Genomic DNA, 26,091 nt, shown 5'->3' with positions numbered 1-26,091 from the left:
CAGCTTCTGCTATGCCATTGGACCGTGCCGTAAACCACATGGTGCACAATTGGCTCATCCGTCACCCTGCTTCCCGAGCCACCGCGAGGAGCCTGCCGTGCACGATCACTCCAGCCTGGACGATTACGACTGGCCGACCTGCGTGGCTCCGCGCTGCGGGCGGCAACTGTGGGTTGCCGAGGCGGGGCGGCTCGCCTGCCGCCCCTGTGAAGACAAGACACTGGCCCGCATCCGCGAACTGCCCGCCCTCTTCAAGCGGCTAGACACGACGGCGGCCCTGATGCGGGGCGCCCGCAGGATGGGAGGCGGCACCTCGGGGTCGAAGACGCCGCCGGTCCCGCCGCGTCTCGAAGTCCTTGCCCTCGTCGGCCCGGGCGGTGTCGCAGCCCGCCTGTCGGCGATCGAGGATTCGTGGCGGGCCGTGCTCGGCTGGACGGTCGCCTCGTGGCGCGGCTCCCCAGCGCAGGCCGTCCCGCAACTGGTCCGATTCCTCGCCGACAATCTCCTGTGGGCGTGCAGCAGCTACGAGGAAGTCGGGCAGGACATCGACGAGATCACCAAGCTGCACGGCGAATGCGCGGCCATCGTCGCCGACGAACGCAAGCCGGGGCGAGTGCAGATCGGTGCCTGCCCGGCCCCCGTCGAAGACGCTCGCTGCGGGCAGGCGTTGACCGCGTCCGCCGCCTCCCACCGCGTCCGCTGCGGGACATGCGGGGCACGATGGGAGACCCTGGGGGAGTGGCGGGAACTCCGAGCCGCGCAAGAGCAGGTAATTGCCGAAGCGGCAGGGGTGGCGGCGTGACGGACGAGTCGGCAGAGCGCGCCAACGAGAAGGTGGCCAGCTACATCCTGGAGCAGTTCAAGGACGAGCCCGGGCAAGAGCCAGCAGCCCAGCACCTGGCTGCCTGCGACAGCGTTCGTGTCACCGATCCGGACGCCCGGGATGGCGAGTACGACTGCGACACCGAATGCGAGTACGTCCGCTTCGAAGCAGTCATCGCCTGCGATCACGGGCAGCGATACGAGTTCGAGTATGGGGAGTTCGGCATGCTCTCCAGCATCATCGGAGATCTGCACCAGGAGAGGCCGTGACCGCCCCGCCCTCGCATGCCGCCGACAGCGTGCCGATCGTGACGGCGAGCAGCGGGCAGCCGTTCATGCCGTGCGATGCGGTCCTCGCCCTCCTGCGGGCCATCGCCGCATCCTGCCGCACCCTCGCCGACGACCCCGACTGCGACCTTCATAGCGCCGCAGCCGCCATCGACATCGAAGCCGACGCCCTCGAAGCGCGGGCCATTGGACACACCACGGAGTCAGCATGAGCGCCAACGCCAACCGCCGAGACGGACAACAGGAACCGTCCCGGCCGGGCTGGATGATGCAACTGATCCCTGCGACACAGCGCAGCCCCCGCTCGGAGTTGAATGACCTGAGCTGGACGCTCGCCTACATCCGCACACTTCTTGCTGCGCGCCCCGCCCAGCGGTTGCCGGGCTTCGCGAGTGCCGCAAGAGGCCCCCGATACTTGAGGGATTGACAAACTCCTGGACCGAAGCGATCATCTGCTCAGATAGCAGAACTTCGCGCTGAGGCCACCCCACACCGGGTGGCCTTCGTCGTTCCCGGAGGTGACCATGCCCTCCGTAGCGCTCGCCACCGCCGCCGACGTCGCCTACTGGACCGGACGGCCCGTCGGAACCATCTGGCGCTGGGCCTCCGAAGGCCGCATCACCGTCTACGGCAAAGGCCGAAACGCCCGCTACGACCTGATGGAGATCGACCCCGCAGAACGGGACCGAGAAACCCAGCAGGTCATCACCCCCACCCCACCCCCGAAGATCAAGACCGGGGACGGGGAAGCGGCCCACGCCGCCTAGTCCCCCTGCGSGGTGGTCACCGCAGGGACGGGCCTTGCAGCGCCCCCAGCGCTCGGCCCCGGTCCGCCCGGCTGTGTGGGGGCCGGGCGGACCCACAAGACCGGGGCGCCGCTCACGCCCCAAGACGAGGGCGCCGTCCGGAGCCCGGCAGAAGCCGGTCCCGTGCTGGCCAGCCCCGGTTGAAACCCGGAGGGCGGCGCCCGCCGCAAGCACACCCAAGCAGGAGGCCACCGTGCCCGACGAGTACGTACTCACCGTGGAAGCCTCCGGCGAGGTCACCCCGGCTGAAGTTCAGGCAGCCACGGGCTACGCCCGGGCGCTTGGCACGCCTCCAAGCGCAGAGGCCGCCGCCTACATGCGGGGCCGACTGGCCAATCGGGCTCGCAGCGTCGACCCCGCGAACGCCGAGGAGGCGGAGGAATGACCGCAGGACTCGCCCCCAGCCTCGTCTCCGGCTGGCTCAACACCCTCCGCACCGCAGGCGCGGCCTACGGGCCCGTCGCCGGAACATTCGCCCAACTCCACACCGGCGACCCCGGTGCCGCAGGAACCGCCAACGCCAGCGCCGGATCCACGGCCCGCAACAGCTTCACCTTCGCCGCCTCCGCATCCGGGTCCGCACTCGCGCTCAGTAGCGCCCCCGCGGCGTGGACCAACGGCGGCACCAGCGAAACCCTCACCCACATCTCCGTGTGGACCGCCTCATCCGCCGGGACACTCCTGTTCTCCGTGGCGCTGAACACGAACAAGCCGTGGGCATCCGCCGACACGTTCAACTTGACCACGCTCACTGTGTCGCTCACTCCACAGGCGGCCTGACCGGAAACGGCCGGAGCGGGAGGCCGGCGTGACGACCTTCACCGACAACTTCAACCGCGCCGACTCGACAGACCTCGGCGCCGGCTGGGTCGAAGTGTCCGGCGACTGGTCGATCATCTCCAACCGGCTGTCGTCCGGATCCGCGGGCGGCACGATCATTCTTCGCGCCACCACCGCCATGGCCAGCAGCGACCACTCCGCGCAGGTCACCATCGCCGCCACCGCAGCCGTCTCCCACGGAGTGTGGTGCCGCGGCAACGCCAACATCAGCCAGGGCTATTTGTGGCGCAACGACGGCACGTCCTGGAACTTGTTCAGCGTCGTGGGCGGCTCGTTCACCTCCATCGGCAGCTACGCCGCGGCAGCGGTCGCCGGTGATGTCGCGAAGATCCAAGCCGTCGGCAGCACGATCAAAGGCTTCGTCAACGGCGTCGAGCGGGTCTCCGTCGTCAACACGGCCGTCACCACCGGCACCAGCGTCGGCATCCGCGCCGAATCCGTGGCCGCGCTCCGCTTCGACGACTTCACCGCGGCAGACATCGTCTCTGGCTTCACCGGAGATGCGGCACTCGCGGGCACCGCCAGCCTCACCGCTGCTGGCACCCGGGGTGCCGCGGGCACCTCCGCGCTCACCGGCACTGCGGCGTTCGCCGCGTCGGGGGCGCGCACCGCCACCGGCGGTACCGCCCTGGCCGCAACGGCAGGCCTGACGGCGACCGGAGCGCGCACTACAACCAGCAGCGAGGGCCTGACGGTCACAGCCACTCTCGCGTCGGACGGCGTCCGCGAAACATCCGCCACGGCAGATCTCAGCGCGTCTGCAGACCTGGCCGCGGACGGCGCAGTCGCCTCTAGCGGCGTCGGCAACGTCACAGCATCCGCCACCCTGACCTCTGCTGGAGTGCGCGCCACCGCAGCCGAATCGGCACTCACCGCGACAGCAGCCGTGGCCACCACCGGGCAGACCGCGACCGGCAGCGACGCCTCCCTCGCGGCTGACGCGGCTCTTACCGCAGCCGGTCAACGGGGCGCCGCCACTGCAGTCGACTTCGCCACGGCAGCCGCTCTGGCGGCGCAAGGCCAGATCGCTCACGCCGGCACGGCTGCACTCACCGCCTCAGCCCCGCTGACGGCCGCCGGAGCGATCGGCACGCCGCCCCTCCTGGGCGCCGCGGCCCTGGCCGCGACCGGCACGCTCAATGCCGCAGGCCGCCGCGACACGGCCACCGGGGTAAGCCTGGCCGCCACCGCAGCGCTTGCCGCGGCCGGAACCACGACCGCAGCCCGCCCCGCAGTACTCACCGCAACCGCCACGCTCACGGCCGCCGGGACGCTGCTGTCCACCCGCGACGACGTCACCGTCACCGTCGGCGCCCCCTACAGTCCGTGGGTCGCAGGCCAGCCGCACTCCTCGGGCTGGAAGGCGCAGGCGCCTCGGACTGCTGACTGGGAGGTGGGCGCCCCGTGGTGATCCCCGCCGCCTCCACCGAATACCTGCACGTCCCCGTCACTGCCCCCGCAGGTACTGACCTCGCTGGCATGCCCGTCGTCGCCCACCGTGCCGCGCCGACCGAGTCGGAGTGGCGCACTGCCGCATGGTCCGGCAGCGACGCCCGGCTCCTCATCGGCCCCGACACGGACACCGTGCTCGCGGCGGGCGACTACCGGGTGTGGATCAACATCGACCCGTCCGGTAGTGAAGACATCGTCCGGCCTGCCGGAATCCTCACCATCATCTGAAGGGGGGCGAGTCCGATAGCCGATAACCTAACGAATACGGCGGAAAACCGGGCACTCGACTGGATCATGGGGTCGTCGACGACGGCGCCGACCTTGCCGCTAAAGGTGGCACTGGTCACCGCGGCAGGCGACGACGCGACAGCGGGCACGGAGGTTACCGGCGGCTCCTACGCGCGGAAGACCGTCACGGTGGCTGCGGCATCCGGCGGCAGCGTCGCCAACTCCGCCGACCTGGTCTGGACGGGCATGCCCGCGGGGACGATCGTCGGCTGGGAGATCTGGGACAGCGCGGGAACCCCGGTCCGCTGGTGGTACGGGCCCCTGGACTCCAACAGGACGCTGGCGCTAAATGATGAGTTCAAGATAGCTGCGGGCGGTCTCACGCTGTCGCTCTCGTGATCGGGGGACGGGATGCCGCTCCTCTCGACCTTGATCGATACCTTCAATGACAACGTGATCGGCCCGGAGTGGGGCAACGCCTACGGCGGCGTCACCGAAACCGGTGGGCGGGCCCGTATCCCGTGCACGGCCGGGAACTATGCGGGCTACCAGACAGCCAAGGCGTACACGCTCGCCGGAAGCTCCTGCTACCTGCAAGTCCCCGTGGTGGCGTCGGCGGGCGGCGCCACGGTCGAGGCCCAGACGGTCTTCGCAGTGACACCGGACCCTCTCGCGGGCACGAACCTGGCCTTCAACATCAATACTGTGGCGGGCACCATCCGCTTCGAGTCGAACGTCGCCTACACCGACGGCGCCGCAGTATCTCTGACCTTCGACTCAACAGCCCACAAGTGGCTGCGATACCGCGAAAGCGCGGGCTCCCTCTACTGGGAGACGTCATTTGACGGCACCACGTGGACGATCCGGCGCACCCTCGCCACCCCCGCCTGGGTTGCCAGCGCCGTCAATACGCTCGCCCTTGACCTGTTCTGCTACCGCAACAACGGCACCGCCGACTACAGCGAGTTCGACAACGTCAACACCCTCGGCGGCGGCGCCGTTTTCACCGGCACCGGCACCGGCACCGCCCAAAGCTCGGCCACCGCGACCGGTGTCCGTACCGCGACCGGCAGCGGCAGCGGCAGTGCCTCCGCCGACACCGCCGCAGTCGGATTGACCGTGCACCGCGGCACCGCCACCGGCAGCGCACAAAGCCACGCCACCGTCATCTCCGCCACCAACGAAGTCCCGGAGGTGGCGAACTTGGCTGCCGGTGACCACGACCTGTACATCGAGCAGGGCGCCACCTTCGTACAGACCTACACGGTGGCCGACGACCCCTCGTTCACGTGGGCAGGCTGGTCGGCGCGGGCGCAGATCCGCTCCTCGGCCTCCCCAGCCGCCGAGCTGTTCCTCGATCTCACGCCGTATCTGACGATCGACGGGCCGTCGATCCGTCTGGCGATCCCCGCAGCGCAGACGGCAGAGCTGTCCCGTGACGGACGCTGGGATCTTGAGGTGGTGATGGGCAACACCGTGGTCCGGCTGCTGCAGGGCGCGGTGAAGGTCAGCTGGGAGGTGACCAGGTGAAGATCCGCGTCACCGGGGAGCAGCCCACGGACCACGTCGATGTCACTGGCGGCGTCCCCTCCACTGTCATCGACGTCACCGCGGGCCTCGTCTCGTCCGTGAACGGCCGCACCGGCGGCGTCACCGGCCTGGCCGAGGCCAGCGATGTCGAGGCCACTGCTGAAGAGGCTGTCGCCGACCATGTGGACGCCAATGATCCGCACGGGGACCGGGCGTGGGCGTACAGCACCGTGCAGGCCCACGCCACCGCCACGGACCCGCACGGAGACCGGGCCGCAGCCACAACCGCGATCGCGGCAGCCGTCACAGCACATGCCGCGGCGACGGATCCACATGGCGACCGGGCCTGGGCGGACGGCAAGTTCCTGCCGAAGGCGGGCGGCACCCTGACTGGGCCGATCAACGGGCCCGGCACGTTCGCGGTTGCCTCGGACGGCGGCGTCACCGCACCCAGCCTGACCCTGCCCGCCACGGCGACGACCGTCTCGAAGACCGCCGTCATCACTGCCCCGGCGGGCGCCGTCTCCTACGTGGTGTGGCGCGCCCCCAAGGCTTGCACGGTGGTCGCGGTGCGCGGCTACCGGGTGGGCGGCACCGGCACGACGGTCAACGCGGTCAAGAACAGCAGCGACCTGCTCGCCACCGACCTGTCCCTGTCGACTGCGGCGACCTGGCTGTCCGGCCCGTCCGTGCAGAACGCGTCGATGGCCGCAGGCGACAGCCTGACCCTTACGATCCGGTCCGTGTCTGGGACGCCGACGGCGGTGACGATCCAGGTCGACCTGCAAGGGGCGTGACATGGCAGTCCTGGTCGTCGATGACGGACTCATGCCGTATCAGCCGCCGCCCGCCGCCCTCACCACGCAGGCCCTCACCGGCCCGGACCGGCTGCAGGTGTCCGACAGTGCGGGCGTCCTGGCGACGCTCACCGTTGGCGCCCGCACCGTGGCGATGCGCGGGCCGAGCAGGACGTTCACAGAGAACAAGCGGCCGTTCGTCGATCAGTTCACGCGCACGACGACCTCCGGTTTCGGGCTGAGCCCCGGCGGTGGCACCTGGTCGCAGTCCGGGACCGCCACCCTGTACACCGTCGGAAGCGGCTACGGGCAGATCTCCTGCGATGTCGCCAACTCGTCGCGGCATACGACGCTGCTCGACACGTTGACCGACGTCGACGTCACCGCCAAGGTCACCGTTTCCACGGTCCCGGCCGGGGCCGCGACATCGGTCGGCCTGTCGATCGGCTACACCGACACCAACAACTCGAATCGGGCCCGCCTGATCTTCAACACCACTGCGACGGTGCAGCTCACACTGGAGAAAGAAGTCGCGGGCGCAGTGACAGCGCTCGGCGCGGCCACGCAGGTCGGCACCGGCTTCACGGCCGGGCAGTGGTGGCGGATCCGCATCCAGCGCACCGGCACCACGCTGCGGTGCAGGGCCTGGCTGGACGGCACAACGGAGCCGACAACGTGGCTGCATTCCGTCGTCGACGCTGCGAACCCGAGCGGCAGGGTCGGCTTCCGGGCGCTCGCCTCTACAAGCTCGACGGGTCTGCCCCGGCTGGTTCGCGTCGACGACCTGAAGGTCGACTCGGGCAGCTGGGAGACCGCGCCGTCGGTCACGCACTCGACGTGGGTGCGCACCCTCGCCCAGCCGTTCACAGGCGCGTGGACGTCGGCGCTCGCCGACCAGATCCGCGCCTGGGCAGCCGATACGACACCGGACGCCTTGGCCTACGCGATGATGTTCACCACTGGGGCGCCCGCCGTGACGAGCCCGGCCCTGTCAGGGGCGCAGGTCGCAGGGCAGGCAGCCTACGGGCCGCTCGACACCGACGGCACCCCGATCGAAGGCGCCGACTTCCACGACTACATGGGCTTGCCGTGGACTTTCCCGAACGGGGAGACACAGTCTGCGGGTGCGGGCGAGGCCGCCTGCCTCGATTGCAGCGGCTTCGTGCGGATGGTCTATGGCTTCCACATGGGCCTGCCGATGGTCCGCACGGCCAACATTGACGGCACGGTCCTGCCGCGCATGACCAAAGACATCGGGCCGTCAGGACCTGGCGTGGTCATCGCGCAGGCATCCGGGACCGCACCGTCGATTGCGAACATCCAGATCGGCGACGTGCCGCACTTCGATGCTGACGCGGGCGACCCCGGCCAGCTCGACCACAACGGCATCTACCTCGGCGTCGACAGCCTCGGCCACCCGCGTTTCATCAACAGCCGCAAGACGCCCTACGGTCCCACGTTCGGCGACCTCGGCGGCGCCAGCACCCTCGACGGGGCAGGAACCTACGCCACGTCGCTCCGCCTCATCCGCAGATTCTGACCAGCTTGATCGGAGCCCGCGCCATGGCCGACGACCTCCTCGTCATCATCCCCACGAGGGGCAGACCACAGGCCGTGCCGGAGATCGTGCAGGCGTGGGACGACACCGGCGCCACAGCGCACGTGCTGTTCGCTGTCGACACGGATGATCCAGAGCTGGCCGCGTACAAGAAGCACGCCGCTGCGCTCAAGGGCGACGGGCGGGTGCGGTTCACGTTCGGCAAGAGGCGTCGGCTCGTCGGCACCCTCAACCAGCAGGCCGTGAATGCCGCCAAGACCTACCGGTTCCTGGCGTTCCTCGGCGACGACCACCGTCCGCGTCCGGCGGCGATGCCGTGGGATGCGCGGATCCGAGAGTGCCTGTCGGGCGGGCCCGGCATCGTCTACGGCAACGACCTGCTCCAGGGCGAGGCCATGGCGACCGCCGTCGCGATGACGTCGGACATCGTCGAGACCCTCGGCTACATGGCGCCGCCCGCCATGGTCCACCTGTGTGTCGACTTGGTCTGGGTTGCGTGGGGCAAGGGCATGGGGCGGATCACGTACCTCGACGACATGGTGATCGAGCACCTGCATCCTGCCGCTCAGAAGGCGGAAATGGATGCGGGCTACGAAGAGGCCAACAGCGAGCAGCAGGTGTCCGCCGACTCAGCCGCCTACTACGAGTACCGCGACGACGGCGGCCTTGAAGCCGACCTCGTCAAGCTGCGGAAGCTCGTCGCGGAGGCAGCGTGACCGACCTCGGAAAGTACCGCGTGGCTTGTGACGAGCCCTCCACAGACGCCCCCATCACAGCCCTCGTCTGCGAGATCTGCGGCCAGCACGGAGGCTCTTCCGACGTCCGCTGGTGGCCTAAGGACTACCAGCCGACCATCCCCGAACTGATCGCCGAGGCCGAGCGGCACGAGAGCAAGGGGCACCGCCTATGACCGCCGCCGACGTCATCACCGCCTGGGATCGGGCTGACCCGGCCGCGATCCATCCGACGCGTCACGTCTCGGAGGCCGCCTACTGGGAGTCCGGGCAGGTGCAGGCCGACATGCTCGCCACCGTAATCCCCGCCGGGGCGAAGGTCATGGACTTCGGCTGCGGTGACGGGCGCGTCGCCATCCCGCTTGCCGCCCTCGGCTACGAGGTGACGGCCGTCGACTCGTCGCAGCGGATGCTCGATCGGCTCACCGAACGCGCCCCCGACGTGACGACCGTGCAGGCGACCGCCGACGGCATCGCCGGGTATCTCGGCCGCCGTCGCATGGACGCCGTGTACGCCCTCGCTGTTCTGATCCACCACAGCTACGCGGACTGCCTGCACATCATCGGCAAACTGCGGGCCGCCACCAAGCTCGGCGGGATCCTCGTACTCGACTGGCCCGTCTCCGAGACGCCGGGCGAGGCCGACAGTTGGATCGGCGTCACTACCTGGTCCGAGCAGCAGCAGGCCGACGCCTGCGCGCGGATCGGCCTGGAGCCCGTCGACTCGGAGCTGCCGTGGGGCGTCTACCGGGCCGTGAAGGCAGGCGGCTGATGGAAGTCCTCCTTACCGGCAACCGGGGCTTCGTAGGGCGTCACCTGCAAGCGGCAATGGAAGCCCGAGGCTGGGACGTCACAGGCATCGACTACGAACGATGCCACTCCGACGCTCTCGACTTCTTCCGCTACGACGACGGCGCCTGGGACCTCGCAATTCACTGTGCGGCGGTCGTCGGCGGCCGGGCTAGCATCGACGGCAGCCCGCTCGGGGTCGCTACCAACCTGGCGCTCGACGCCTGGTACTTCCGCTGGCTCGTCCGCACGGGCACGCCGCGCGCCGTGTTCTTCAGCTCGTCTGCCGCGTATCCGGTCGCGCTCCAGCAGCCCGGCCCGATCCATCGGCTCGTCGAGACGGACATCGACTACGAGCAGCCCGGACGACCCGACGCCACCTACGGGCTCGCCAAGCTGGCGGGGGAGCAGCTCGCCCAGTACGCCGAAGCTGAAGGCTGCCGCGTCCACATCCTGCGGCCCATGTCGGGCTACGGCGAGGATCAGGCGGACTGCTATCCGTTCCCCGCGTTCATCCGTCGGGCCCGCGAGCGGCAGGATCCGTTCGAGATCTGGGGTGACGGCGGCTCCACTCGCGACTGGGTCCACATCGACGACCTCATCGGCGCCACCCTCGCAGCCATCGACCAGGATGCCACGGGGCCGCTCAACGTCGGCTGGGGCCGGGCGACCAGCTTCGACGAACTCGCCGGGCTCGTCACCACCGCCGCCGGATACCAGCCCGAACTCAAGCACCTCGCCACGGCGCCGAAAGGCGTCCACCACCGCGTCTGCGACCCGAAACGCATGCTCGACGTCTATCAGCCGCGCATCACCCTCGAAGAGGGCATACAGCGCGCGCTCACCGCCTGACCACCCCACCCGGAAGGCCCGCGCCCATGGCTTCCCCCGACCTGCCCTTGTGGGTCTGGAATCTGATCATCGCCGTGCAAGGTCACGAAGACCAGCACGCTTCCAGCGACCAGTGCCTCAAAGGCGTCCTCAAAGCGGTCCCCGCCGAAGTCCGCTCACAGGCCGAGGCGATCGCCGTCTACGTGCGGCAGGCGCGCGGCAATGAGGTCGCCGACAAGGCCGCCAAGGTGTGGAGCCACCTCATGGAGGACTTCTCCTCCAAGACCGACAGCCAGAAGGAAGGCGCACCGTGAGCCGCCGCACCCCGGAGCAGAAGCTCGCGCGCAAGCTGCAAACCGAGACGGGAAAGCCCTACACCACATGCCTCGCCGAGGCGAAGAGGCTACTCGCCGCGCAAGCAGACCAGACTCCTCGGCGGTAGCCATCTCTGACTCTACGGAGCCCGCGTCATGGATCTCCACGCCTGGATCACCCAGCAAGTCGAGCATGTCGAGCGGATCGCCCTGAGAGCCCGCACGGACATCGCGGCGCTCCTCGCGAGCGGAGACGTCGACAACCGGCTCGCCGAGCAGCACATCGCCGCCGGTGAACCGGCCGCCGTCTTGCGCCGCTGCGAGGCGGACCGCCGCATCCTCGCCCGGCACAACGTCGACCCCGAAGCTGCCGAGAGCCCGCGATCAGCAACGGCCTGTGAGGGCTGCGGCGAATGGGGCGAGTTCGCCGATGCCGTCACCGAAAACCTCAATGACTGCCCCGAGCTCCTCGACCTCGCCCACGCGCACGGGCTGACGGACGAGATCCTCGCCGGACTCGACCGGCCCGAGCCCCCCGATCCACAGCCTGCCGCCGGGCGTCTCGGGCTCGCCGACATCCTCGCCACCAAGCCGATCACCACCAGCGACGTGCCCGAAGCGCTACGCGGACCCCGCTGGAAGCCGTAACCCCACCACCCCACAGGAGCCCGCGCCATGGCCCAGTACTACGTGACCTACACCGACGGCAGTGAACAGCACATTCCCGCCGACAAGGTCCACTTCGCCGCCGACGATGGTCACTACGTCTTCACCACCAGCGGCGAGCCCACAGCCTTCACACCCCGCATCGGAGTCCTCAGCATCGTCCGCATGCCCGAGCCTAGCCAGTTCAAGGCGGTGACCGGCTGATGGCCCGCCTGCAGATCCTCGAACTCCCCTCAGGCGTCGACGACGACCGGCCGCCGTTCGTGCTCGTCGTCGATGAGACCTCGTACCCGGACGCCGAGGTGCATCTCGCCGCAGAAACATGGTGGCGACAGTTCGCCAGCGACATCGGTGCTCGCGGCTGCATCGTCACCGACGACACATTCGACATCCCCGCCAACGACCTCAGCGCCTACAGAGAGGCAGTCGTCGACGGCGAGAACGGCAGCCCGGACTTCACCAGCCCTATCGCAGGTCGCATCGAGGTGCGACAGCCCTGCCCCTACTGCGGCGATCGGCAGATGATCCCGCGCAGTCAGTACGCGGAACACGTCGTCCGCCTTCACCCACTTGAGCCCGGGTCCAATGCCTGACGTGACCGTCAAGCTGTCCGACGGCATCCGAGAGATCACCGTCGAGATCCACGGCAGCGACGATGATCCCCTCGCACACGCCGAAGCCGCAGTCCTTCGTCTCTACCATGTCGCCACCGACAACGCCCCCGGCGGGCAGCGGACCGGATTCGCAGGATGGGCCGTAGGCAGCGACACCGAACGCAGCCCCGAGGAGTGAGCCGTGCCTGAACTCCGCGGCGCAGACATAGAGATCATCGAACGTCGCGTGAACTCCGACGACCGCAACGGCTTCCTCGTACCAAACGCGGTGAAGATCAACGGGACTGAAGTGGCCCTGCCCGAAGACGCCCGCATCCGCATCCACGAGATCACCAACGAAGACGTTGTCACCATCACCCTCACCATCTACGCCAGCAGCATCTCGATCCGACCAGAGACCTCGACATGAGCGGCGGATGGCGCGGCAGCACCAGACGCAGTCGCCTGCCCTCCAACTGGCGCAGCGAGATCCGCCCCGCCGCCCACGCCCGCAACCCCGACCACATCTGCCACATCTGCGGACAACCCGGCGGCGACTACCTAGACCACAAGAACCCCGGCGACGACCACAGCCCCGAGAACCTCGACTGGGCCCACGACGCCGTACCCCCACACTGCCATCGCTTCAAGAGCAGCGCGGAAGGCCATGCCGCCAAAGCGGCCAACCCTCTGCCAGGGCGGAAGCGCCCACAAGAGCCGCACCCCGGCCTTCTGTGAGGCGGTGACCGTGCCCGCCTACGTGATCATCCACCCGGCAGGGCAGAGGCGAGACGACCTCGTCCTCCAAGACGAACCCCTCACCATCGAATTCAACGGCGGATGGGCCATCTTCTCCGACGGCAACGGCATGTGCGCCGCCATCCCCGCAGCGCTAGGAGCCCGCATCGAGCGGGTAGACGAAGACCAAGACACCACACCGGAGCCCGCGCCGCAGAAGGAGTAGAGCTGTGGCCAGCAAAGGACGAGGCTCACGGAGCAGGCGCGGCAATGCCGAAACTCTGAGGCGCTACTGGAGCAGCGGGGCAGGCGCATCCAAGATCCGCTGGGGGACACCGGGTGACTGGACAAGGTGCAACCGGCAGCTCAGCAAGTACATGGGAGCCCGAGCCCGCGGATACTGCCAGCTCCTGCACCGCCGCAACACAGGGGTCTACACCGGCAGCCGAGGCAACGTCGGACGCCGACGGTGACCACACTGCACGTCACCCCGATCGGTGACCTGCTCGACCACGACACCAGCACGGCCGAGCCCGACTGCCTGTGCGGACCAGAGGTCAGGCCAGCCGCCCAGGACGACGGGGCTGCTGGTGCACCACCCCCTCGACGGCAGGTGGCAGGCAGGCCGGTAGGGCAGGGCGTACCGGCACCCCCTATACCGGCCGCCCCTACGGGGGCAGGCGGGTAGGGCAGTGGGCATGGGTGAGGCATGCATGGCGATGCGATGGCGATCACGTGAGAGTGATCAATCGTTCATCGTTGTGATCAATGATCGAAGTCGATTGAGATCAACAACGAAGAACGAATCGAGTCGATCGCACGCGCGGTGATCACGCGGTCGAACAGGGCGGCGAAGATCAGTACAGTCCGCCGCGCAAGATCACTACGCTGACGTGATCACCCTCAAGGCTGAGCCGTTGATCATCCCGCCTGGGGGGTGATCCCCCCACCCCCATGATCGAACCCTCGGGCTCGTATAGCACCTGACATCGCCCCCGGGTTTCCAAGGCGCTGACCTGCGATGACGTCGGGCTGTCTGGACGGGGTTCCTGTGGTCGGATCGTCCCGACTCGGTAACATTGCAGGTCAGATCGCTGTAGCCGTTAAACGGTGCCGGTAGGATGGCGGCATGCCAGGAACGAGGAAGCGGTGCGCGCACTGCGGCGGGGACCTGCCGGTGGTGCACCGGTCGGACCGCCGTTACTGCACTGACTCTCATCGTGTCCTCGCAGCTCAGGCCCGCAAGCGTGAGCGTGACGCCGCGCCCGCCGCCGAGCAGCAGGCCCGGGTCCCGTCCGAGTTGACGTCGCGTCCGCGCTGGGTGCGGCACAAGGACAAGGTGCCGCTGCGGACGGATGGCCGTTTTGCCTCGGTGACGGACCCCTCGTCCTGGTCGGATTACTCCGCGGCTGCTGCGTCCCGTACCGGTGATGGCGTCGGCTTCGCCCTGACGGCTGGCGACGGCATCGTGGTCGTCGACCTGGACCACGCGGTTGAGGGTGGCCGGGTGCTGCCGTGGGCGCAGGCGGTCGTCGACCAGTTGCCGCCGACGTATATGGAGCGCGGCCGGTCCGGCACCGGGCTGCACCTGTGGTTCCGCGGCGCGGTCCCGCACGGCCGGCGTATCCGCCGCGGGGAGTTGGCGATCGAGGTGTACTCGGACCGCCGTTACATGATCGTGGGCGACCGGGTTCCGGGTACGCCCCTCAGTCTTGCCGAGCTGCCTGACGCGGCCGGTTTGATCGCTTCGCTCTGACGCCCCGGCGGCGTCCTGCGGGGCGTCGTTGTTTCCAGCCCTTCGCGCGCCCTGGTGGCGTGCTCTGACCCTGGAGGTCGTCATGGGCGCTCGTGGACCTATCGGTAAGCGCTCCGAGGAGCGCATGGGCCATCGCTCGAAGGAAGAGAAGGACTCGATCACGAAGGCTCCGTCGGGGGCCCCGGCCGATCTGCCGGACCTGCCGGATCCGAGTCCGCTGTGGGATCCGATCGCAACGGACTGGTACCTGTCGCTGCGCGAGTCGGGGCAGGCCGCGTTCTACCAGCCTTCGGACTGGGCGGTCGCCCGGTATGCAGCGGAGCTGATGTCGCGGGTGCTGGACTGCTCTGAGCGCGGCCCGAACGGGCAGCTCGTGGCGGCCCTCAACTCGGTGATGTCGTCGCTGCTGACGACGGAGGGCGACCGCCGCCGGGCCCGGATGGAGCTGGAACGGAAGAAGCCGCCCGCTCAGGCGGACGCAGACGTGAAGGTGCTTGATGACTACCGCTCCGCCTTCGGTGGCTGAGCAGGCGGTCGAGGAAGTCCCGGACGAGATCACCCCGGTCGTTATTGGTCCGACGTGGACGCGCGGTGAGGACGGCCTGTTCGTCCAGCCAGAGTTCACGCTCGGCTGGCACGCCCTCGTATGGACGGGCAAGTATCTGCAGCATCGCGGCTCGCGGTGGCGATACACGAGCGAGCAGGTTCGGTTGATCCTGTGGTGGTTCGCGCTCGACTCGGAGACGGGCGAGTTCGTTTACCGGGACGCTGTGCTGCAACGCCTCAAGGGGTGGGGCAAAGACCCGTTCGGGGCGACGCTGTGCGCCGTCGAGTTCGTGGGCCCTTCCCGCTGGTCGGGCCAGATCGCTGGCCCGAGCGACGAGAGCGGCGTCCCGGAGGGGCAGCCGGTAGGGGAGCCGCACCCGGAGTCTTGGGTGCAGGTTGCTGCGGTGTCGAAGGACCAAACCCGCAACACGATGATCATCTTTGGGTCGCTGTTCACTCCGAAGGCGCGGGCCGAGTACGGCATCGATGTGGGCAAGGAAGTCGTCTACGCCCACAAGGGGCTGGCGCGCATTGAGGCGGTCACTTCCTCGCCGCGCGCCCTTGAGGGCGGCCGGACGACGTTCACCCTGCTCAACGAGACGCATCACTGGATTGAGTCGAACCAGGGCCATGAGATGGCCGCGACGATCGAGCGTAACGCCACCAAATCGGCGGACGGGTCGGCCCGCACTTTCGCGATCACTAACGCGTTCGAGCCGGGCGAGGATTCGGTCGCCGAGCAGACCCGGGACGCTTACGAGGCGGCAGAAGCCGGGCGGGCCGAGGACGCGGGCATCCTGTACGACTCACTGGAGGCCCCTCCCGAGGCGAAGCTCACCAGGCCGTGGCTGGAGAAGGTGCTGCTTGCGGTGCGGGGCGACTCGGACTGGCTGAACATCCCGCGCCTGATCAAGTCGATCCTCGACCCGCGTAACCCGCCGTCCCGGTCGCGCCGCTTCTGGTACAACCAGGTCGTCGCAGCGGAGGATGCGTGGCTGGCCCGCTACGAGTGGGACGCGTGCAAGCGCGAGGATCTGGTGCTGGCGGACGGCGACGAGGTCGTGCTGTTTTTCGACGGCTCCAAGTCCGATGACGCGACCGGGCTGTGCGCCTGCCGCATATCGGACGGTCTGGTGTCGGCGCTGGGCGTGTGGCAGAAGCCGGCGAACTGGCCGTCCCCGAACTCGCCGGGCTATGTGCCCTACCGGGTGCCGCGCGATGACGTGCACGGCGTGGTCGAGAACGCGTTCGCCCGCTTCAGGGTGCAGGCGTTCTTCGCCGACCCTGGCTCCGGTCAGGATGACGACGACGGCGAGATGTACTGGGACACGTACATCGACCTGTGGGGTCAGACGTGGGGCTCCAAGCTGGCCCTGCGCTCTGTTTCGTCGGGCCCGAAGGCGCACGCGGTGCGCTGGGACATGCGCGACCCCCGCAATCAGGAGACGTTCACGGAGGCCGTGAAGCGCACCCATGCGGACGTGCTGGAGCGGACCCTGTTCCACGACGGGCACAAGGTGTTGCGCACGCACGTCATCAACGCCCGGCGGCGCACGAACCGGTGGGGTATCACGATCGGCAAGGAGCACCGTGAGTCTGCACGCAAGATCGACCTCGCGGTGTGCGCGATCGGCGCCCGGATGCTGCGCCGCATGATCCTGAACTCGCCGAAGCGGTCGAAGAAGAAGACCCCGGGCCGGGGGAGGGTGGTGGTGCTGCGATGACCGCCTACGCCCCTGAACTGCCTTTGACGTTCCTGTCGGACGACGAGCTCGCGCTGATCAACATGCTGCGGGCGGACATGCTGCGGGATCGGTGGGCGCTGCAGTTGCGGGACGCCTACTTCAACGGCGAGCAGCTGGTGCGCGATCTGGGTATCAGCATCCCGCCGCAGCTTAAGGGCTTGCACACGGTGATCGGCTGGCCGCGGGTCGGTGTCGAGTCTCTGGAGGAGCGCCTCGACTTGGAGGCGTTCCGGTGGGCGGACGGCTCCGACTCGTCGGAGCTGGAGGAGATCGCTTCGGCGAACGACCTCTACGACGAGTCGAGCCTGGCGCACTTGGATGCCCTGGTTTACGGCCGCGAGTATCTGGCGGTCGGCTCCGGGGACTGCGGGGGCGACTGTCCGCCGCTGATCTCGGCGGAGTCGCCGCTGGACATGACCTTGATGTGGGACGCCCGCCTGCGCATGGGCACGGCCGCGCTCCGGGAGTGCGCGGCCGACACGTACATCGAGTCGGGTCCCGACGAGCGGATGCTGGTCCTGTACCTGCCGGATCAGACGGTGATGTGCCTGCCGTCGGAGTCCGGCGGCTGGGAGGTCGTCGACCGCGACATGCACAACCTCGGTGTTGTGCCCGTGGTGCGGCTGGCGAACCGGCAGCGCACCGCGGACCGGGTCGGCAAGTCGGAGATCACGCCTGAGGTCATGTCGATTACCGATGCTGCGTGCCGCCGGCTGATGGGCATGGAGGTGGCGGCCGAGTTTTTCGGTGCGCCGCAGCGCTACATCCTCGGCGCATCCGAGTCCGCGTTCCAGGATGCGGAGGGCAACGCGAAGTCGGCGTGGGAGACGTACATCGGCCGCATGCTCGCCTTGGAGCGGGACGAGGACGGCAACGTCCCCGAGGTCGGCCAGTTCTCCGCGCACGACCCCTCAGGACAGACGAAGATCGTCGACATGTACGCCAGGATCATGGCGTCGCAGATGTCGGTGGCCCCGCACGTGCTGGGCTACAGCAGCGACAACCCGGCCTCTGCAGATGCGATCCGCTTCGCTGATAACCGGCAGGTGAAGAAGGCGGAGCGCCGCATTCGCCGCTTCGGCGCTAACTGGCAGGACGCGATGCGTCTCGCCTTGTGGGTGCGTGACGGCGTGCCGCCGGACAAGGCGCGCCGTATCGAGACCGTGTGGCGGAACCCGGCGACGCCGACCGTGGCGGCGCAGGTGGACGCCGCCGTCAAGCTCGTCCAGCAGGGCATTCTGCCTGCGGATAGCGACGTCACGCTGGAGATGGCCGGATTCACGGAGGCGCAGAGACAGCGCGTCGCCGCGGACCGTCGACGCAACGCAGGTCGGGCCGACGGCAGTGCGCTGATGGACCGCCTGGCCGAGATCGGGGCGGGCGCCCGCCAGGCACCGTCTGCGGAGTCGTCGGAGGGTGACCTTGGCATCGACGACCTCGGATAGTTCGGCGAGCGTGGCCCGTTGGAGGCAAGCTCAGTTCGGGTTGTCGACGCTGCTGCTGCGTGATTTGCGTGGTCTGCGTCGTCTCGTCAATCCGGACAGGCTGCAGGCGACGGTGCCGACGTGGATTGAGGCGGTGGCGGCCCTGGTGGCCCGCTACTCGCAGGTCGCAGCGACGCTCGCCGCGGACTTCTATGACGGGGAGCGGGATGCCGCAGGGGTGCCGGGATTGTTCACGGTGCCGCTGGCTGATCCTCCGCCGGACGAGCAGACGTCCCAGTCGCTGCGGTGGGCCACGAAGGATTTGTGGCCGCGCGACGAGAGGGATGCGACGGTGGCGCAGTTGGAGCCGCTGGATAGCCGCCTGGATGCGGCCATGTCCAAGGCGGACGGCGTCATCGACCGTCTGGTGCTGAACGCGGGCCGCTCCACTGTCCGTGGCGCGGTCCAGCAGGACGCGGGAGCCGTTGGCTATGCGCGGGCCGCCGCCCTTGGAGCGTGCTCATTTTGCAAGCTGATGGCTTCCAGGGGGGCCACGTATAAGGATCTCGACGCGGTAGGGCGCACGGCGAACGAGAGGTTCATCGGCGAGGACAGCGTGATCAAGTTCCACAACTTCTGTCGCTGCCAGCCCATCCCCGTCTTCCGCGGCCAGCGGTTCGAGCTTTCACCGCATGCGGCGGAGTGGGGCCGCATCTACCGCGAGTATGCCCAAGGCCACCCGGGAAACCAGCTCCGCCTGTTCCGGCGGGCGTTGGCAGAGCACGACTCGAACCCACTCCCGGGTTCTTTCTGATCGATGGTCGCCCTGGTGGTGGCCTTTCCCTTTTCCACAGCCCCTGGAGGGCCGATTCGTCATGCCTGAAGAGAACGAGCAGACCAGCGAGCAGCAGGAGTCCGGCACCGAGGAGACCGTCGAGGAGACGGGAACCGAGGACAACGGCACAGAGCAGCAGGGCGACGCCCAGGAGGCGGAGACCGGCAGCGACGAGAAGCCGTTCGACCGGAAGCAGGCCGAAGCGAAGATCCGAAAGGCGAACTCGGAGGCCGCGAACCTCCGCAAGCGCCTGAAGGAGCTGGAGCCGAAGGCCGCGGAGCTGCAGCGCATCAAGGACTCCGAGAAGTCGGAGTCCGAGCGGCTCAACGACCAGCTGGCGCAGGCCAACGAGCAGATCACAAAGACCCGCCAACGGCTGGTCCGCACGCAGGTGCAGGCGCTGGCCATGACGGGGTTCGCCGACCCGGAGGACGCGGTCGGTGCGCTGGATCTCGACTCGTACATCGACTCTGACGGCGACATCGACGAGGCGGCCATCAAGGCGGACCTCGACGCGCTCCTGGAACGCAAGCCGCACTGGGCGAAGAGCCAGCCCCCGGAGGGCCCGCGGCGCCCCGCACCGGATCGCACTCAGGCGTCCGGCGCCAACAAGAGCAGGCCCCCCACCCCGGGCGACGAGTTCGCCGGGTGGCTGAAACCGCAGCTCAAGATCAAGTAGCTGCTGAAAGAAGGACACCATGGCGGTCACCGCCCCCCTGAAGATCTCCGATGTCAACGATGCGCTCCTGCCGCGAACTCTGGCCGGGCCCATCTTCGAGAAGTCCGTGGAGTCGTCGGCGGTGATGGCGCTGGCGCGCCGCGCCCCGCTCGCGATCGACGCGACCACATCGGTGCCGATCCCGATGGACGTGCCCACCGCCGACTGGGTCGGACAGGCAGCGAAGAAGCCCCTGTCGACCTCTTCGGTCGGCGTGAAGCAGATGACGGCGAAGAAGCTCGCCGTGCTCATCCCGGTCGCCGAAGAGGTCGTCATGACCAACTCTGGCGGTCTGTGGACGCAACTCCAGGCGGATCTGCCGACGGCGTTCGCGCGGGCCTTCGACCACGCGGCGATCCACGGCAAGACCATGAAGGGCGCGACCGGGCCGTTCTCCGACTACCTCGCCATGACGTCCCAGAGTGTCGCTCTCGGTACCGCGTCGCAGGGCACCGGCGGCATCTGGCGTGACCTGGTCACCGGCATGAAGGAAGTCATCGACGAGGACTGGGACTACACCGGTACGGTCGCCGACTACCGGCTGAAGCCGGAGTTGCTGCTCGCCACGGACACGACGGGCCGCCCGATCCTGGTTGACACGCAGACCCCGGGCACGGACATGGCGTCGGCGGGCACGCTGATCGGGCACCCGCTCGCCTACTCGCGTTCGGTGTCGGGCAAGCAGCGTCGGCAGTCCGCGTCCGCGGACACGGGCCTGCGGGCGATCGGCGGCGACTGGAGCCAGGCGGCGTTCGGCGTCGGCATGGACATCACGGTGCGGATCTCCAAGGAGGCCACGTACATCGACGAGGAGGGCGGGGTCCACTCCGCGTTCCAGGAGAACCTGGTTCTCCTGCTGGCCGAGGCGTATTACGGCTACGTGCAGGGTGACGCGGACGCTTTCGTGAAGTACACCGGCACTCCGAGCGGTTCCTGATGGCGGCGGCTGTCCCGGCATCCGCGCCGGGCGGGGCAGCCAGGCCCCTTCGAATCGTCGCCAGGGTGCATGCCGCGCCTCCGGAGCACAACGCCGGCGCCGAGCACATGCTGATCAGCATGTTGCGCCCGCTGGTGGAGCGCGGCCACGACGTTTCTGTGTGGCTGTCCCGCTACGGTAAGGCCAGCCGCGAGTACGAGTACCGGGGCATCAGGGTCGTCCCGCTGGCCTCCCGGCTCGATTTCCCGTCCGCGGTTCGTAAGGCGGACGTCCTGCTGGCGCACCTGGAAACGGTGCCGTCGACGGCATCGCTCGCCCGCGGGTACGGCAAGCCGCTGATCGTGGTTTGCCACAACACGCACAAGCCCACCTTCCGGGACGCGGCTGCGGGCGGCACGGCCCTGGCGGTCTACAACTCGCTGTGGATGGAGCGGGAGGCGGAGATGTTCTTCGCCGAGTACCCGCAGTCGACGCGCCCGGAGTCGTCGCTGATCGTGCGCCCGCCGGTCTTCGCCGACGAGTACGTGACGAAGCCCGGCAAGGCCATCACGCTGATCAACTGCAACCCGGAGAAGGGCGGCAAGGTCTTGAAGGCCCTCGCCGAACGGATGCCGGACCTGCAGTTCCTGGCCGTGAAGGGCGCCTACGGGGAGCAGATCCTTCCCGACCTGCCCAACGTCGAAGTGCTTGAGCACGTCGAGGGACAGGACATGCGGGAGCAGGTGTATGCCCGCACCCGTGTGCTGCTGATGCCGTCGTCCTACGAGTCGTGGGGCCGCGCCGGCGTCGAAGCGATGGCGAGCAGCATTCCCGTCGTCGCGCACCCCACCCCGGGGCTGTGCGAGTCGCTGGGCGAGGCCGGGATCTTCGTCGACAGGCAGGACATCGACGGCTACGAGGCCGTGCTGCGCAAGCTCGCGGCGCCTGCCGAGTACCGGTTGGCGTCGAAGCGGGCGAAGGCCCGCTCGGGAGAGCTCGATCCGTCCGCTGATTTGGCGGCCTGGTGTAGTGCCGTGGAGTCCCTGGCCCGATAGGAGGCGGCGATGGCGTTCACCCCTCCGACCGTCGAGCACTTGGGTCTGTACTTGGGCCTGGGAGAGATCGACGGGAATCGGGCCGACCTGCTGATCGCATCGGCGATCTCGCTGTGTCAGACGGTCGTGAAACCGCTGCCCGAGGGTGCGGAGGCCGTGGTCCTGAGCGTGTCGGGCCGCGCGTATGTGAATCCGCAGCAGGTGTCTTACGAGACGATCGGCCCCATGTCGGTGCAGCGCCCGCAAGGCTCGGGCGGCCTGTACCTGACCAAGTCCGACAAGTCTGCGCTGAAGTCGCTGGCAGGCCGCGGTGGCGCGTTCACCGTGGATCCGACACCGGCGACTGCGGATCCGTCGCCGACGTGGCCCATCGACGACGCGGGATTTGCGGACGAGTTCGAACCCGGCTGGGGGTATGGCTGATGCCAGCCCCGTACCCGTTCGGGGAGACAGTACGGATCGTGCGTACCGGGCAGTCGTCGGGTCGGGACCCGCGCGGGCAGCCGCTTCCGGGCCCGGACGAATCCTTCGACCTCACGGGTTGTGTGGTGACGCCGCGGGCGGAGACGCCGCAGGTGGGCGGGGCGCAGCAGCAGGACCGGGACACGGTCATCGTCGGCTGGACCGTGTATGCCCCGGCCGGGCATCCGAGGATGCCGCTGCGCACCACGGATAGGGCGAGGGTGCGGGGCGTCGTCTGTGAGATCACGGGCGAGCCCGGCGACTGGGGCCGCAGCCCGTTCACCGGAACCCGCGGCGTCATCCAGTTCGCTGCCGACCGCGTCACCGGCTGACCTCTGGGAGGTTGCATGCCTGCTCGTTTCAAGATGTCCCGCAAGGGCGTCGGCCAGATGCTGCGCATGCCGGGCATGCAGGCGGAGATGCTGCGCCGCGCCGAAGTCATCAAGGGCGTCGCCGTGGCACTCTCCCCGGTCGATGAGACCGATCCGTCGGCCGGGCACTACAAGGCGTCCTGGTCCACGGACAGCACCTCGCGTGGCGGCCGGAACCGGGACCGGGCAGCCGCCTACGTCCGCAACACGGCCTACTACGCCCGCTGGGTTGAGTACGGAAACGGCACTCCGACTGGACGCGCGCACCATGTGCTGTTGCGTGCGGCAGCGATCGGCGGGCGAAACCAGTGACAGTCCCCGTCGACGTGGAGCTGGAGCTGATCGGCCGGGCCGCAGCCCGCTGGCCGGACGCTGTGGTCCGCGACGAGCTCGACAACAACCTCGGGGACGAGCTGCCGACGATCCAGATCGAGGTGCTGGGCGGCGACGACGACGGATTCCGGCTCGACAGGGTCCTCGTCGACATCAACGTCTACGCGGCCACGCGCGGTGATGCGCTCGCTCTCGCGGGCGAGGTGCACCTGTGGATGCTGCACGAGGTGCGCGCTTCCACCTCGGCGACGGCGGTGATCGGCCGCACTGGCACGATCACCCGCCCTGCGATCCGCCCCTACACGAACACCGGCCTGCGTCGTGCCGGGGCCACCTACGAAGTCTTCAATCACCCGGTCTCCTGACCGCTCCTGAGGCCCGCGCCGGACCTTCATCACCCGCCCGTGCGCGGGCTTTTCCATGTCTGGAGACAAAAGCATGGTCAACATCACCAGGTCTTCGGACCTCGCCCTCGTGGGTGCCACGGGTGGCGTGTGGGTGTCGCCCGTCGGTACACCTGCCCTTGCCTCGCCGCTGGATCAGCCGGTCGCCCCCTGGGAGCCGCTCGGCGCGCTCTCGGACGACGGCCTGACTTACGGCTTCGACGAGGACTCCCAGGAGTTCACGCCCTGGGGTCTAACCTCGCCGTTCCGCACACAGATTACTAAGAGCGTGCGGACCTTCGGGTTCACCGTGTGGGAGACCTCGCGTGTCGTCGTGACTTCGCTCCAGTACCGGCTGGATTCGGCGGACCTGGAGCCGGACGGCGACGGCCTCACCAAGTACGCGGAGACCGCGAGCCCCGTCCCGGACCGGCGCGCGTTCTGGTTCCTCGTCGTGGACGGCAGCGCCTACAAGGGCTTCTACGTGCCCCAGGGCGAGATCAACGACCGCAGCGACGTCACGTTCAAGCAGGACGAGATGTCGGCCTACGAGTGGACGATCACCACCTACCCGGACGCGGCAGGCAACACCGTCTACCACGTCGACAAGATCCCCGCGACGCCCGCCTACACGGGCTCCTGAACGGGTGGGCGGGCCAACACCGTCGGCGCGGGCCCTGGCCCGCCCACCTCTCTTTCCCCTAGCCCGCGCCCGGAACGAAGGAGGCCCGCGCCATGCCGACCACGAAGAAGGAACTCGACGCCGCCGCAGCCCAGGAAGCCGAAGCCGAGACCGGGGACGGATACGTCACCGTGCCGCTCGCCGGATACGACGGCGTCACCAAGGACGTCCGCACCCTGCCCGCCACTCGCTGGCGGGCCTCCGCCATCCGCGCCCTCAACCAGGGCGACATGGACACGTTCTTCGAACTCATCCTGCACGAGGACGACTACGAGCTATACGAGGAACTCGACCCGACCGCCGAAGGCATCGGCCACTTCGCGGAAGCCGCATCCCGCGCGGGTGGCGACGACCTGGGAAAGTCCAGTGGATCGTCTCGGTCTGGCAGGAGCACGCGGAGGCGGTAAGAGCCGACCTCATCGACCGCGGCTACGACATCACCGATGTCCTGACCGGCCGCCGCACCTGGTCGTGGCTGCGGGTACTGATCCAGCATTTGCCGCCTGAGTCGAACACGATGACGGCCCTGCGGAACGAACTGTCGGACGAGGAACTCGCCGAGCAAGCCAAGCGAGGGCATCCGGAGAAGGGTCGCTGGTCGCAGACCGATCAGCTCATCGCTGTCGTCGCTGACCGGATCGGCCAGCTGCACCACACCTACGCCTCCACGCACTCGACGCGTAAGCAGAAAGCGCCGGAGCCTATCCGCAGGCCAGGCGCCAAGGCAGTGCAAGGCAAGCAGAAGGCCAGCGAAGAGCAGTACGCGACGCTCGCTCAGATGCTCAATGGGGGCGCCGCTTAGCGCCACGGGGGGAGGCTCCCGTGCCCGCTATCTCTGTCGGCTCCGTCGAGGTCGACGTCATCCCCAACGCGACCGGAGTTCAGGAGCGACTGCGTGCCGCTCTGGTGCCCCCCGCGTCGGAGATCGGCGACGAGGTCGGCCGGATCATCGGCCGCCAGATCGCCCAGCACATCACCCCGGCGGTGCGGAACGGCATCCAGAACGGCGCGAAGGCGGCGCGGCCCGCCGCCACCCGCGCAGGCAATGACACGGGTGGGGCGTTCGCCCGGTCTTTGCGGGCCCGCCTGGAGGCGGCGTTCCGCAGCATGCCCAAGCTCAACGTCGGGCTGAACGACACGGGCGTCGACGCGGACCTGGCCCGGCTGCGGGCCCGCCTGGAGGCCCTGTCGAACAAAACCGTCGGCGTCGACATCGACGCCGAAACCGCCCGCGCACAGGCCGCAGACATCGAGGAACGGCTGCGCCGCATCGGCGCCGCCCACCCCAACGTCGCCGTCCGCGCCGACACCGCGGCGGCCATCGCCCAGCTGCAGGCGCTCCAAGCGGAAATCGACGACGTCACCCGGGACCCGGCGCGGGTCCGCGTAGAGACCGACGGCACCTTCGGGCAGCGTCTTCGTGCCGCCGTGCAGCAGGCCGAAGCATCCCTGCCGAACATCAACATCGGGGCGGACACGACACCGGCCGAGGTTGAGGTGGCCCGGCTGCGGGCGCAGCTCACCGCCCTCCGCGAGGTGCGGATCGGCGTCGACATGGACGCCGCGACCGCCCAGGCCCGTATCGCTGCGGTCCAGGCCCGGCTGCAGGCGCTCGCCGCCTCAGACGCGGATGTCGCGGTGCGCATCGACACGGGTGCTGCCGCCGCGCAGCTGGCCGCGATCCGCGCACAAGTTGCCGCGCTCGACGGCAAACGCATCAACATCCGCACCGATGTCAGCACAGCCCAGGCCATGGCCGCACTGTTCGGGCTCACTGTGGCCCTTGGTGGCGTTGCCGCGATTCCGGCGATTCCGGTGCTGGCTGCCGGGCTGGGGAGTCTCGCGGCGGCTGCCACTGCGGCCGGGGCGGGTGTCGGGG

At 68.8% G+C, this 26,091-nt stretch carries 39 protein-coding genes and 1 pseudogene; all 40 read left to right on the top strand.

Annotation, left to right across the window (positions count from 1 at the left end):
- Nucleotides 1–97 precede the first annotated feature (97 nt).
- A complete protein-coding gene (locus tag AB8Z36_RS01495) occupies nt 98–802 on the top strand; it encodes a hypothetical protein (protein WP_369211329.1) in 705 nt (234 codons plus the stop codon).
- Nucleotides 799–1,092, top strand: a complete 294-nt coding sequence (locus AB8Z36_RS01490) for a hypothetical protein (protein ID WP_369211328.1) — start codon at nt 799–801, stop codon at nt 1,090–1,092. The genes AB8Z36_RS01495 and AB8Z36_RS01490 overlap by 4 nt, the downstream gene beginning before the upstream one ends.
- Nucleotides 1,089–1,322 carry a hypothetical protein gene (locus tag AB8Z36_RS01485; protein ID WP_369211327.1) on the top strand — a complete coding sequence of 78 codons (234 nt, stop codon included), beginning with the start codon at nt 1,089–1,091 and terminating at the stop codon, nt 1,320–1,322. Before AB8Z36_RS01490 ends, AB8Z36_RS01485 begins: the two co-directional genes overlap by 4 nt.
- A gap of 312 nt (nt 1,323–1,634) precedes the next feature.
- Nucleotides 1,635–1,877, top strand: a complete 243-nt coding sequence (locus AB8Z36_RS01480; RefSeq protein ID WP_369211326.1) for a DNA-binding protein — start codon at nt 1,635–1,637, stop codon at nt 1,875–1,877.
- Between the two features lie 232 nt (nt 1,878–2,109).
- Nucleotides 2,110–2,301 carry a hypothetical protein gene (locus tag AB8Z36_RS01475; RefSeq protein WP_369211325.1) on the top strand — a complete coding sequence of 64 codons (192 nt, stop codon included), beginning with the start codon at nt 2,110–2,112 and terminating at the stop codon, nt 2,299–2,301.
- Entirely contained in the window at nt 2,298–2,696 is a 399-nt protein-coding gene (locus AB8Z36_RS01470) for a phage tail fiber protein (protein ID WP_369211324.1), read from the top strand. The genes AB8Z36_RS01475 and AB8Z36_RS01470 overlap by 4 nt, the downstream gene beginning before the upstream one ends.
- A gap of 28 nt (nt 2,697–2,724) precedes the next feature.
- Nucleotides 2,725–4,167 (top strand): hypothetical protein, encoded by a 1,443-nt coding sequence (locus tag AB8Z36_RS01465; RefSeq protein WP_369211323.1) that lies wholly within the window; start codon nt 2,725–2,727, stop codon nt 4,165–4,167.
- Nucleotides 4,161–4,436 (top strand): hypothetical protein, encoded by a 276-nt coding sequence (locus AB8Z36_RS01460; RefSeq protein WP_369211322.1) that lies wholly within the window; start codon nt 4,161–4,163, stop codon nt 4,434–4,436. Before AB8Z36_RS01465 ends, AB8Z36_RS01460 begins: the two co-directional genes overlap by 7 nt.
- A 15-nt stretch (nt 4,437–4,451) precedes the next feature.
- Nucleotides 4,452–4,835: a phage tail fiber protein gene (locus tag AB8Z36_RS01455; protein ID WP_440581836.1), complete on the top strand. Its 384-nt coding sequence runs from the start codon at nt 4,452–4,454 to the stop codon at nt 4,833–4,835.
- Between the two features lie 30 nt (nt 4,836–4,865).
- Nucleotides 4,866–5,966, top strand: a complete 1,101-nt coding sequence (locus tag AB8Z36_RS01450) for a hypothetical protein (RefSeq protein ID WP_369211320.1) — start codon at nt 4,866–4,868, stop codon at nt 5,964–5,966.
- The gene (locus AB8Z36_RS01445; protein ID WP_369211319.1) at nt 5,963–6,763 is read left to right on the top strand and encodes a hypothetical protein; all 801 of its coding nucleotides are present in this window, start codon (nt 5,963–5,965) and stop codon (nt 6,761–6,763) included. Before AB8Z36_RS01450 ends, AB8Z36_RS01445 begins: the two co-directional genes overlap by 4 nt.
- A 1-nt stretch (nt 6,764) precedes the next feature.
- A complete protein-coding gene (locus AB8Z36_RS01440; protein ID WP_369211318.1) occupies nt 6,765–8,303 on the top strand; it encodes a hypothetical protein in 1,539 nt (512 codons plus the stop codon).
- Nucleotides 8,304–8,326: 23 nt separating this feature from the next.
- Nucleotides 8,327–9,037, top strand: a complete 711-nt coding sequence (locus AB8Z36_RS01435; RefSeq protein ID WP_369211317.1) for a hypothetical protein — start codon at nt 8,327–8,329, stop codon at nt 9,035–9,037.
- Nucleotides 9,034–9,231, top strand: a complete 198-nt coding sequence (locus AB8Z36_RS01430; protein WP_369211316.1) for a hypothetical protein — start codon at nt 9,034–9,036, stop codon at nt 9,229–9,231. Before AB8Z36_RS01435 ends, AB8Z36_RS01430 begins: the two co-directional genes overlap by 4 nt.
- On the top strand, nt 9,228–9,827 hold the full coding sequence (locus AB8Z36_RS01425) for a class I SAM-dependent methyltransferase (protein WP_369211315.1): 600 nt from the start codon (nt 9,228–9,230) through the stop codon (nt 9,825–9,827). Before AB8Z36_RS01430 ends, AB8Z36_RS01425 begins: the two co-directional genes overlap by 4 nt.
- Nucleotides 9,827–10,696: an NAD-dependent epimerase/dehydratase family protein gene (locus tag AB8Z36_RS01420; RefSeq protein WP_369211314.1), complete on the top strand. Its 870-nt coding sequence runs from the start codon at nt 9,827–9,829 to the stop codon at nt 10,694–10,696. The genes AB8Z36_RS01425 and AB8Z36_RS01420 overlap by 1 nt, the downstream gene beginning before the upstream one ends.
- Before the next feature lie 26 nt (nt 10,697–10,722).
- Nucleotides 10,723–10,989 carry a hypothetical protein gene (locus AB8Z36_RS01415; RefSeq protein ID WP_369211313.1) on the top strand — a complete coding sequence of 89 codons (267 nt, stop codon included), beginning with the start codon at nt 10,723–10,725 and terminating at the stop codon, nt 10,987–10,989.
- A gap of 156 nt (nt 10,990–11,145) precedes the next feature.
- Nucleotides 11,146–11,637, top strand: a complete 492-nt coding sequence (locus AB8Z36_RS01410) for a DUF6221 family protein (protein WP_369211312.1) — start codon at nt 11,146–11,148, stop codon at nt 11,635–11,637.
- A gap of 27 nt (nt 11,638–11,664) precedes the next feature.
- The gene (locus AB8Z36_RS01405) at nt 11,665–11,859 is read left to right on the top strand and encodes a hypothetical protein (protein ID WP_369211311.1); all 195 of its coding nucleotides are present in this window, start codon (nt 11,665–11,667) and stop codon (nt 11,857–11,859) included.
- On the top strand, nt 11,859–12,248 hold the full coding sequence (locus AB8Z36_RS01400; protein WP_369211310.1) for a hypothetical protein: 390 nt from the start codon (nt 11,859–11,861) through the stop codon (nt 12,246–12,248). Before AB8Z36_RS01405 ends, AB8Z36_RS01400 begins: the two co-directional genes overlap by 1 nt.
- A gap of 1 nt (nt 12,249) precedes the next feature.
- Nucleotides 12,250–12,447, top strand: coding sequence for a hypothetical protein (locus AB8Z36_RS01395; protein ID WP_369211309.1), 198 nt, complete (start codon nt 12,250–12,252; stop codon nt 12,445–12,447).
- Between the two features lie 3 nt (nt 12,448–12,450).
- The gene (locus AB8Z36_RS01390; protein ID WP_369211308.1) at nt 12,451–12,678 is read left to right on the top strand and encodes a hypothetical protein; all 228 of its coding nucleotides are present in this window, start codon (nt 12,451–12,453) and stop codon (nt 12,676–12,678) included.
- Entirely contained in the window at nt 12,675–12,986 is a 312-nt protein-coding gene (locus tag AB8Z36_RS01385) for an HNH endonuclease (protein WP_369211307.1), read from the top strand. The genes AB8Z36_RS01390 and AB8Z36_RS01385 overlap by 4 nt, the downstream gene beginning before the upstream one ends.
- 4 nt (nt 12,987–12,990) lie before the next feature.
- Entirely contained in the window at nt 12,991–13,212 is a 222-nt protein-coding gene (locus AB8Z36_RS01380) for a hypothetical protein (protein WP_369211306.1), read from the top strand.
- Between the two features lie 951 nt (nt 13,213–14,163).
- Nucleotides 14,164–14,742 (top strand): bifunctional DNA primase/polymerase, encoded by a 579-nt coding sequence (locus AB8Z36_RS01375; RefSeq protein WP_369211305.1) that lies wholly within the window; start codon nt 14,164–14,166, stop codon nt 14,740–14,742.
- 124 nt (nt 14,743–14,866) lie between these two features.
- Nucleotides 14,867–15,268, top strand: coding sequence for a hypothetical protein (locus AB8Z36_RS01370; protein ID WP_369211304.1), 402 nt, complete (start codon nt 14,867–14,869; stop codon nt 15,266–15,268).
- Entirely contained in the window at nt 15,261–17,012 is a 1,752-nt protein-coding gene (locus AB8Z36_RS01365; RefSeq protein ID WP_369211303.1) for a terminase, read from the top strand. Before AB8Z36_RS01370 ends, AB8Z36_RS01365 begins: the two co-directional genes overlap by 8 nt.
- Complete coding sequence (locus AB8Z36_RS01360) at nt 17,009–18,478, top strand: phage portal protein (RefSeq protein WP_369211302.1); 1,470 nt, start codon at nt 17,009–17,011, stop codon at nt 18,476–18,478. Before AB8Z36_RS01365 ends, AB8Z36_RS01360 begins: the two co-directional genes overlap by 4 nt.
- Complete coding sequence (locus AB8Z36_RS01355) at nt 18,450–19,271, top strand: VG15 protein (RefSeq protein WP_440581835.1); 822 nt, start codon at nt 18,450–18,452, stop codon at nt 19,269–19,271. The genes AB8Z36_RS01360 and AB8Z36_RS01355 overlap by 29 nt, the downstream gene beginning before the upstream one ends.
- Nucleotides 19,272–19,332: 61 nt before the next feature.
- A complete protein-coding gene (locus AB8Z36_RS01350) occupies nt 19,333–19,971 on the top strand; it encodes a hypothetical protein (RefSeq protein WP_369211300.1) in 639 nt (212 codons plus the stop codon).
- 19 nt (nt 19,972–19,990) lie between these two features.
- Nucleotides 19,991–20,947, top strand: a complete 957-nt coding sequence (locus tag AB8Z36_RS01345) for a phage major capsid protein (protein ID WP_369211299.1) — start codon at nt 19,991–19,993, stop codon at nt 20,945–20,947.
- Between the two features lie 65 nt (nt 20,948–21,012).
- The gene (locus AB8Z36_RS01340) at nt 21,013–21,981 is read left to right on the top strand and encodes a glycosyltransferase family 4 protein (protein WP_369211298.1); all 969 of its coding nucleotides are present in this window, start codon (nt 21,013–21,015) and stop codon (nt 21,979–21,981) included.
- A gap of 9 nt (nt 21,982–21,990) precedes the next feature.
- Nucleotides 21,991–22,404, top strand: a complete 414-nt coding sequence (locus AB8Z36_RS01335; protein WP_369211297.1) for a hypothetical protein — start codon at nt 21,991–21,993, stop codon at nt 22,402–22,404.
- Between the two features lie 38 nt (nt 22,405–22,442).
- Nucleotides 22,443–22,775, top strand: a complete 333-nt coding sequence (locus AB8Z36_RS01330) for a hypothetical protein (RefSeq protein ID WP_369211296.1) — start codon at nt 22,443–22,445, stop codon at nt 22,773–22,775.
- Between the two features lie 15 nt (nt 22,776–22,790).
- Nucleotides 22,791–23,126: an HK97 gp10 family phage protein gene (locus tag AB8Z36_RS01325; RefSeq protein WP_369211295.1), complete on the top strand. Its 336-nt coding sequence runs from the start codon at nt 22,791–22,793 to the stop codon at nt 23,124–23,126.
- A complete protein-coding gene (locus tag AB8Z36_RS01320; RefSeq protein WP_369211294.1) occupies nt 23,123–23,512 on the top strand; it encodes a hypothetical protein in 390 nt (129 codons plus the stop codon). Before AB8Z36_RS01325 ends, AB8Z36_RS01320 begins: the two co-directional genes overlap by 4 nt.
- A gap of 73 nt (nt 23,513–23,585) precedes the next feature.
- On the top strand, nt 23,586–24,173 hold the full coding sequence (locus AB8Z36_RS01315) for a phage tail protein (protein ID WP_369211293.1): 588 nt from the start codon (nt 23,586–23,588) through the stop codon (nt 24,171–24,173).
- Nucleotides 24,174–24,265: 92 nt separating this feature from the next.
- A complete protein-coding gene (locus AB8Z36_RS01310; protein ID WP_369211292.1) occupies nt 24,266–24,619 on the top strand; it encodes a hypothetical protein in 354 nt (117 codons plus the stop codon).
- A 110-nt stretch (nt 24,620–24,729) separates the two neighbouring features.
- A complete protein-coding gene (locus AB8Z36_RS01305) occupies nt 24,730–25,014 on the top strand; it encodes a hypothetical protein (RefSeq protein WP_369211291.1) in 285 nt (94 codons plus the stop codon).
- Between the two features lie 20 nt (nt 25,015–25,034).
- Nucleotides 25,035–26,091: pseudogene (locus AB8Z36_RS01300) on the top strand (hypothetical protein); the annotation flags it as partial.

Origin of the sequence: Streptomyces flavofungini (assembly GCF_041028215.1) — a bacterium.
GTDB lineage: Bacteria > Actinomycetota > Actinomycetes > Streptomycetales > Streptomycetaceae > Streptomyces > Streptomyces flavofungini_B.
Note: the sequence above shows the minus strand (reverse complement) of the source record. Positions and strands in the feature narration are given on the sequence as shown.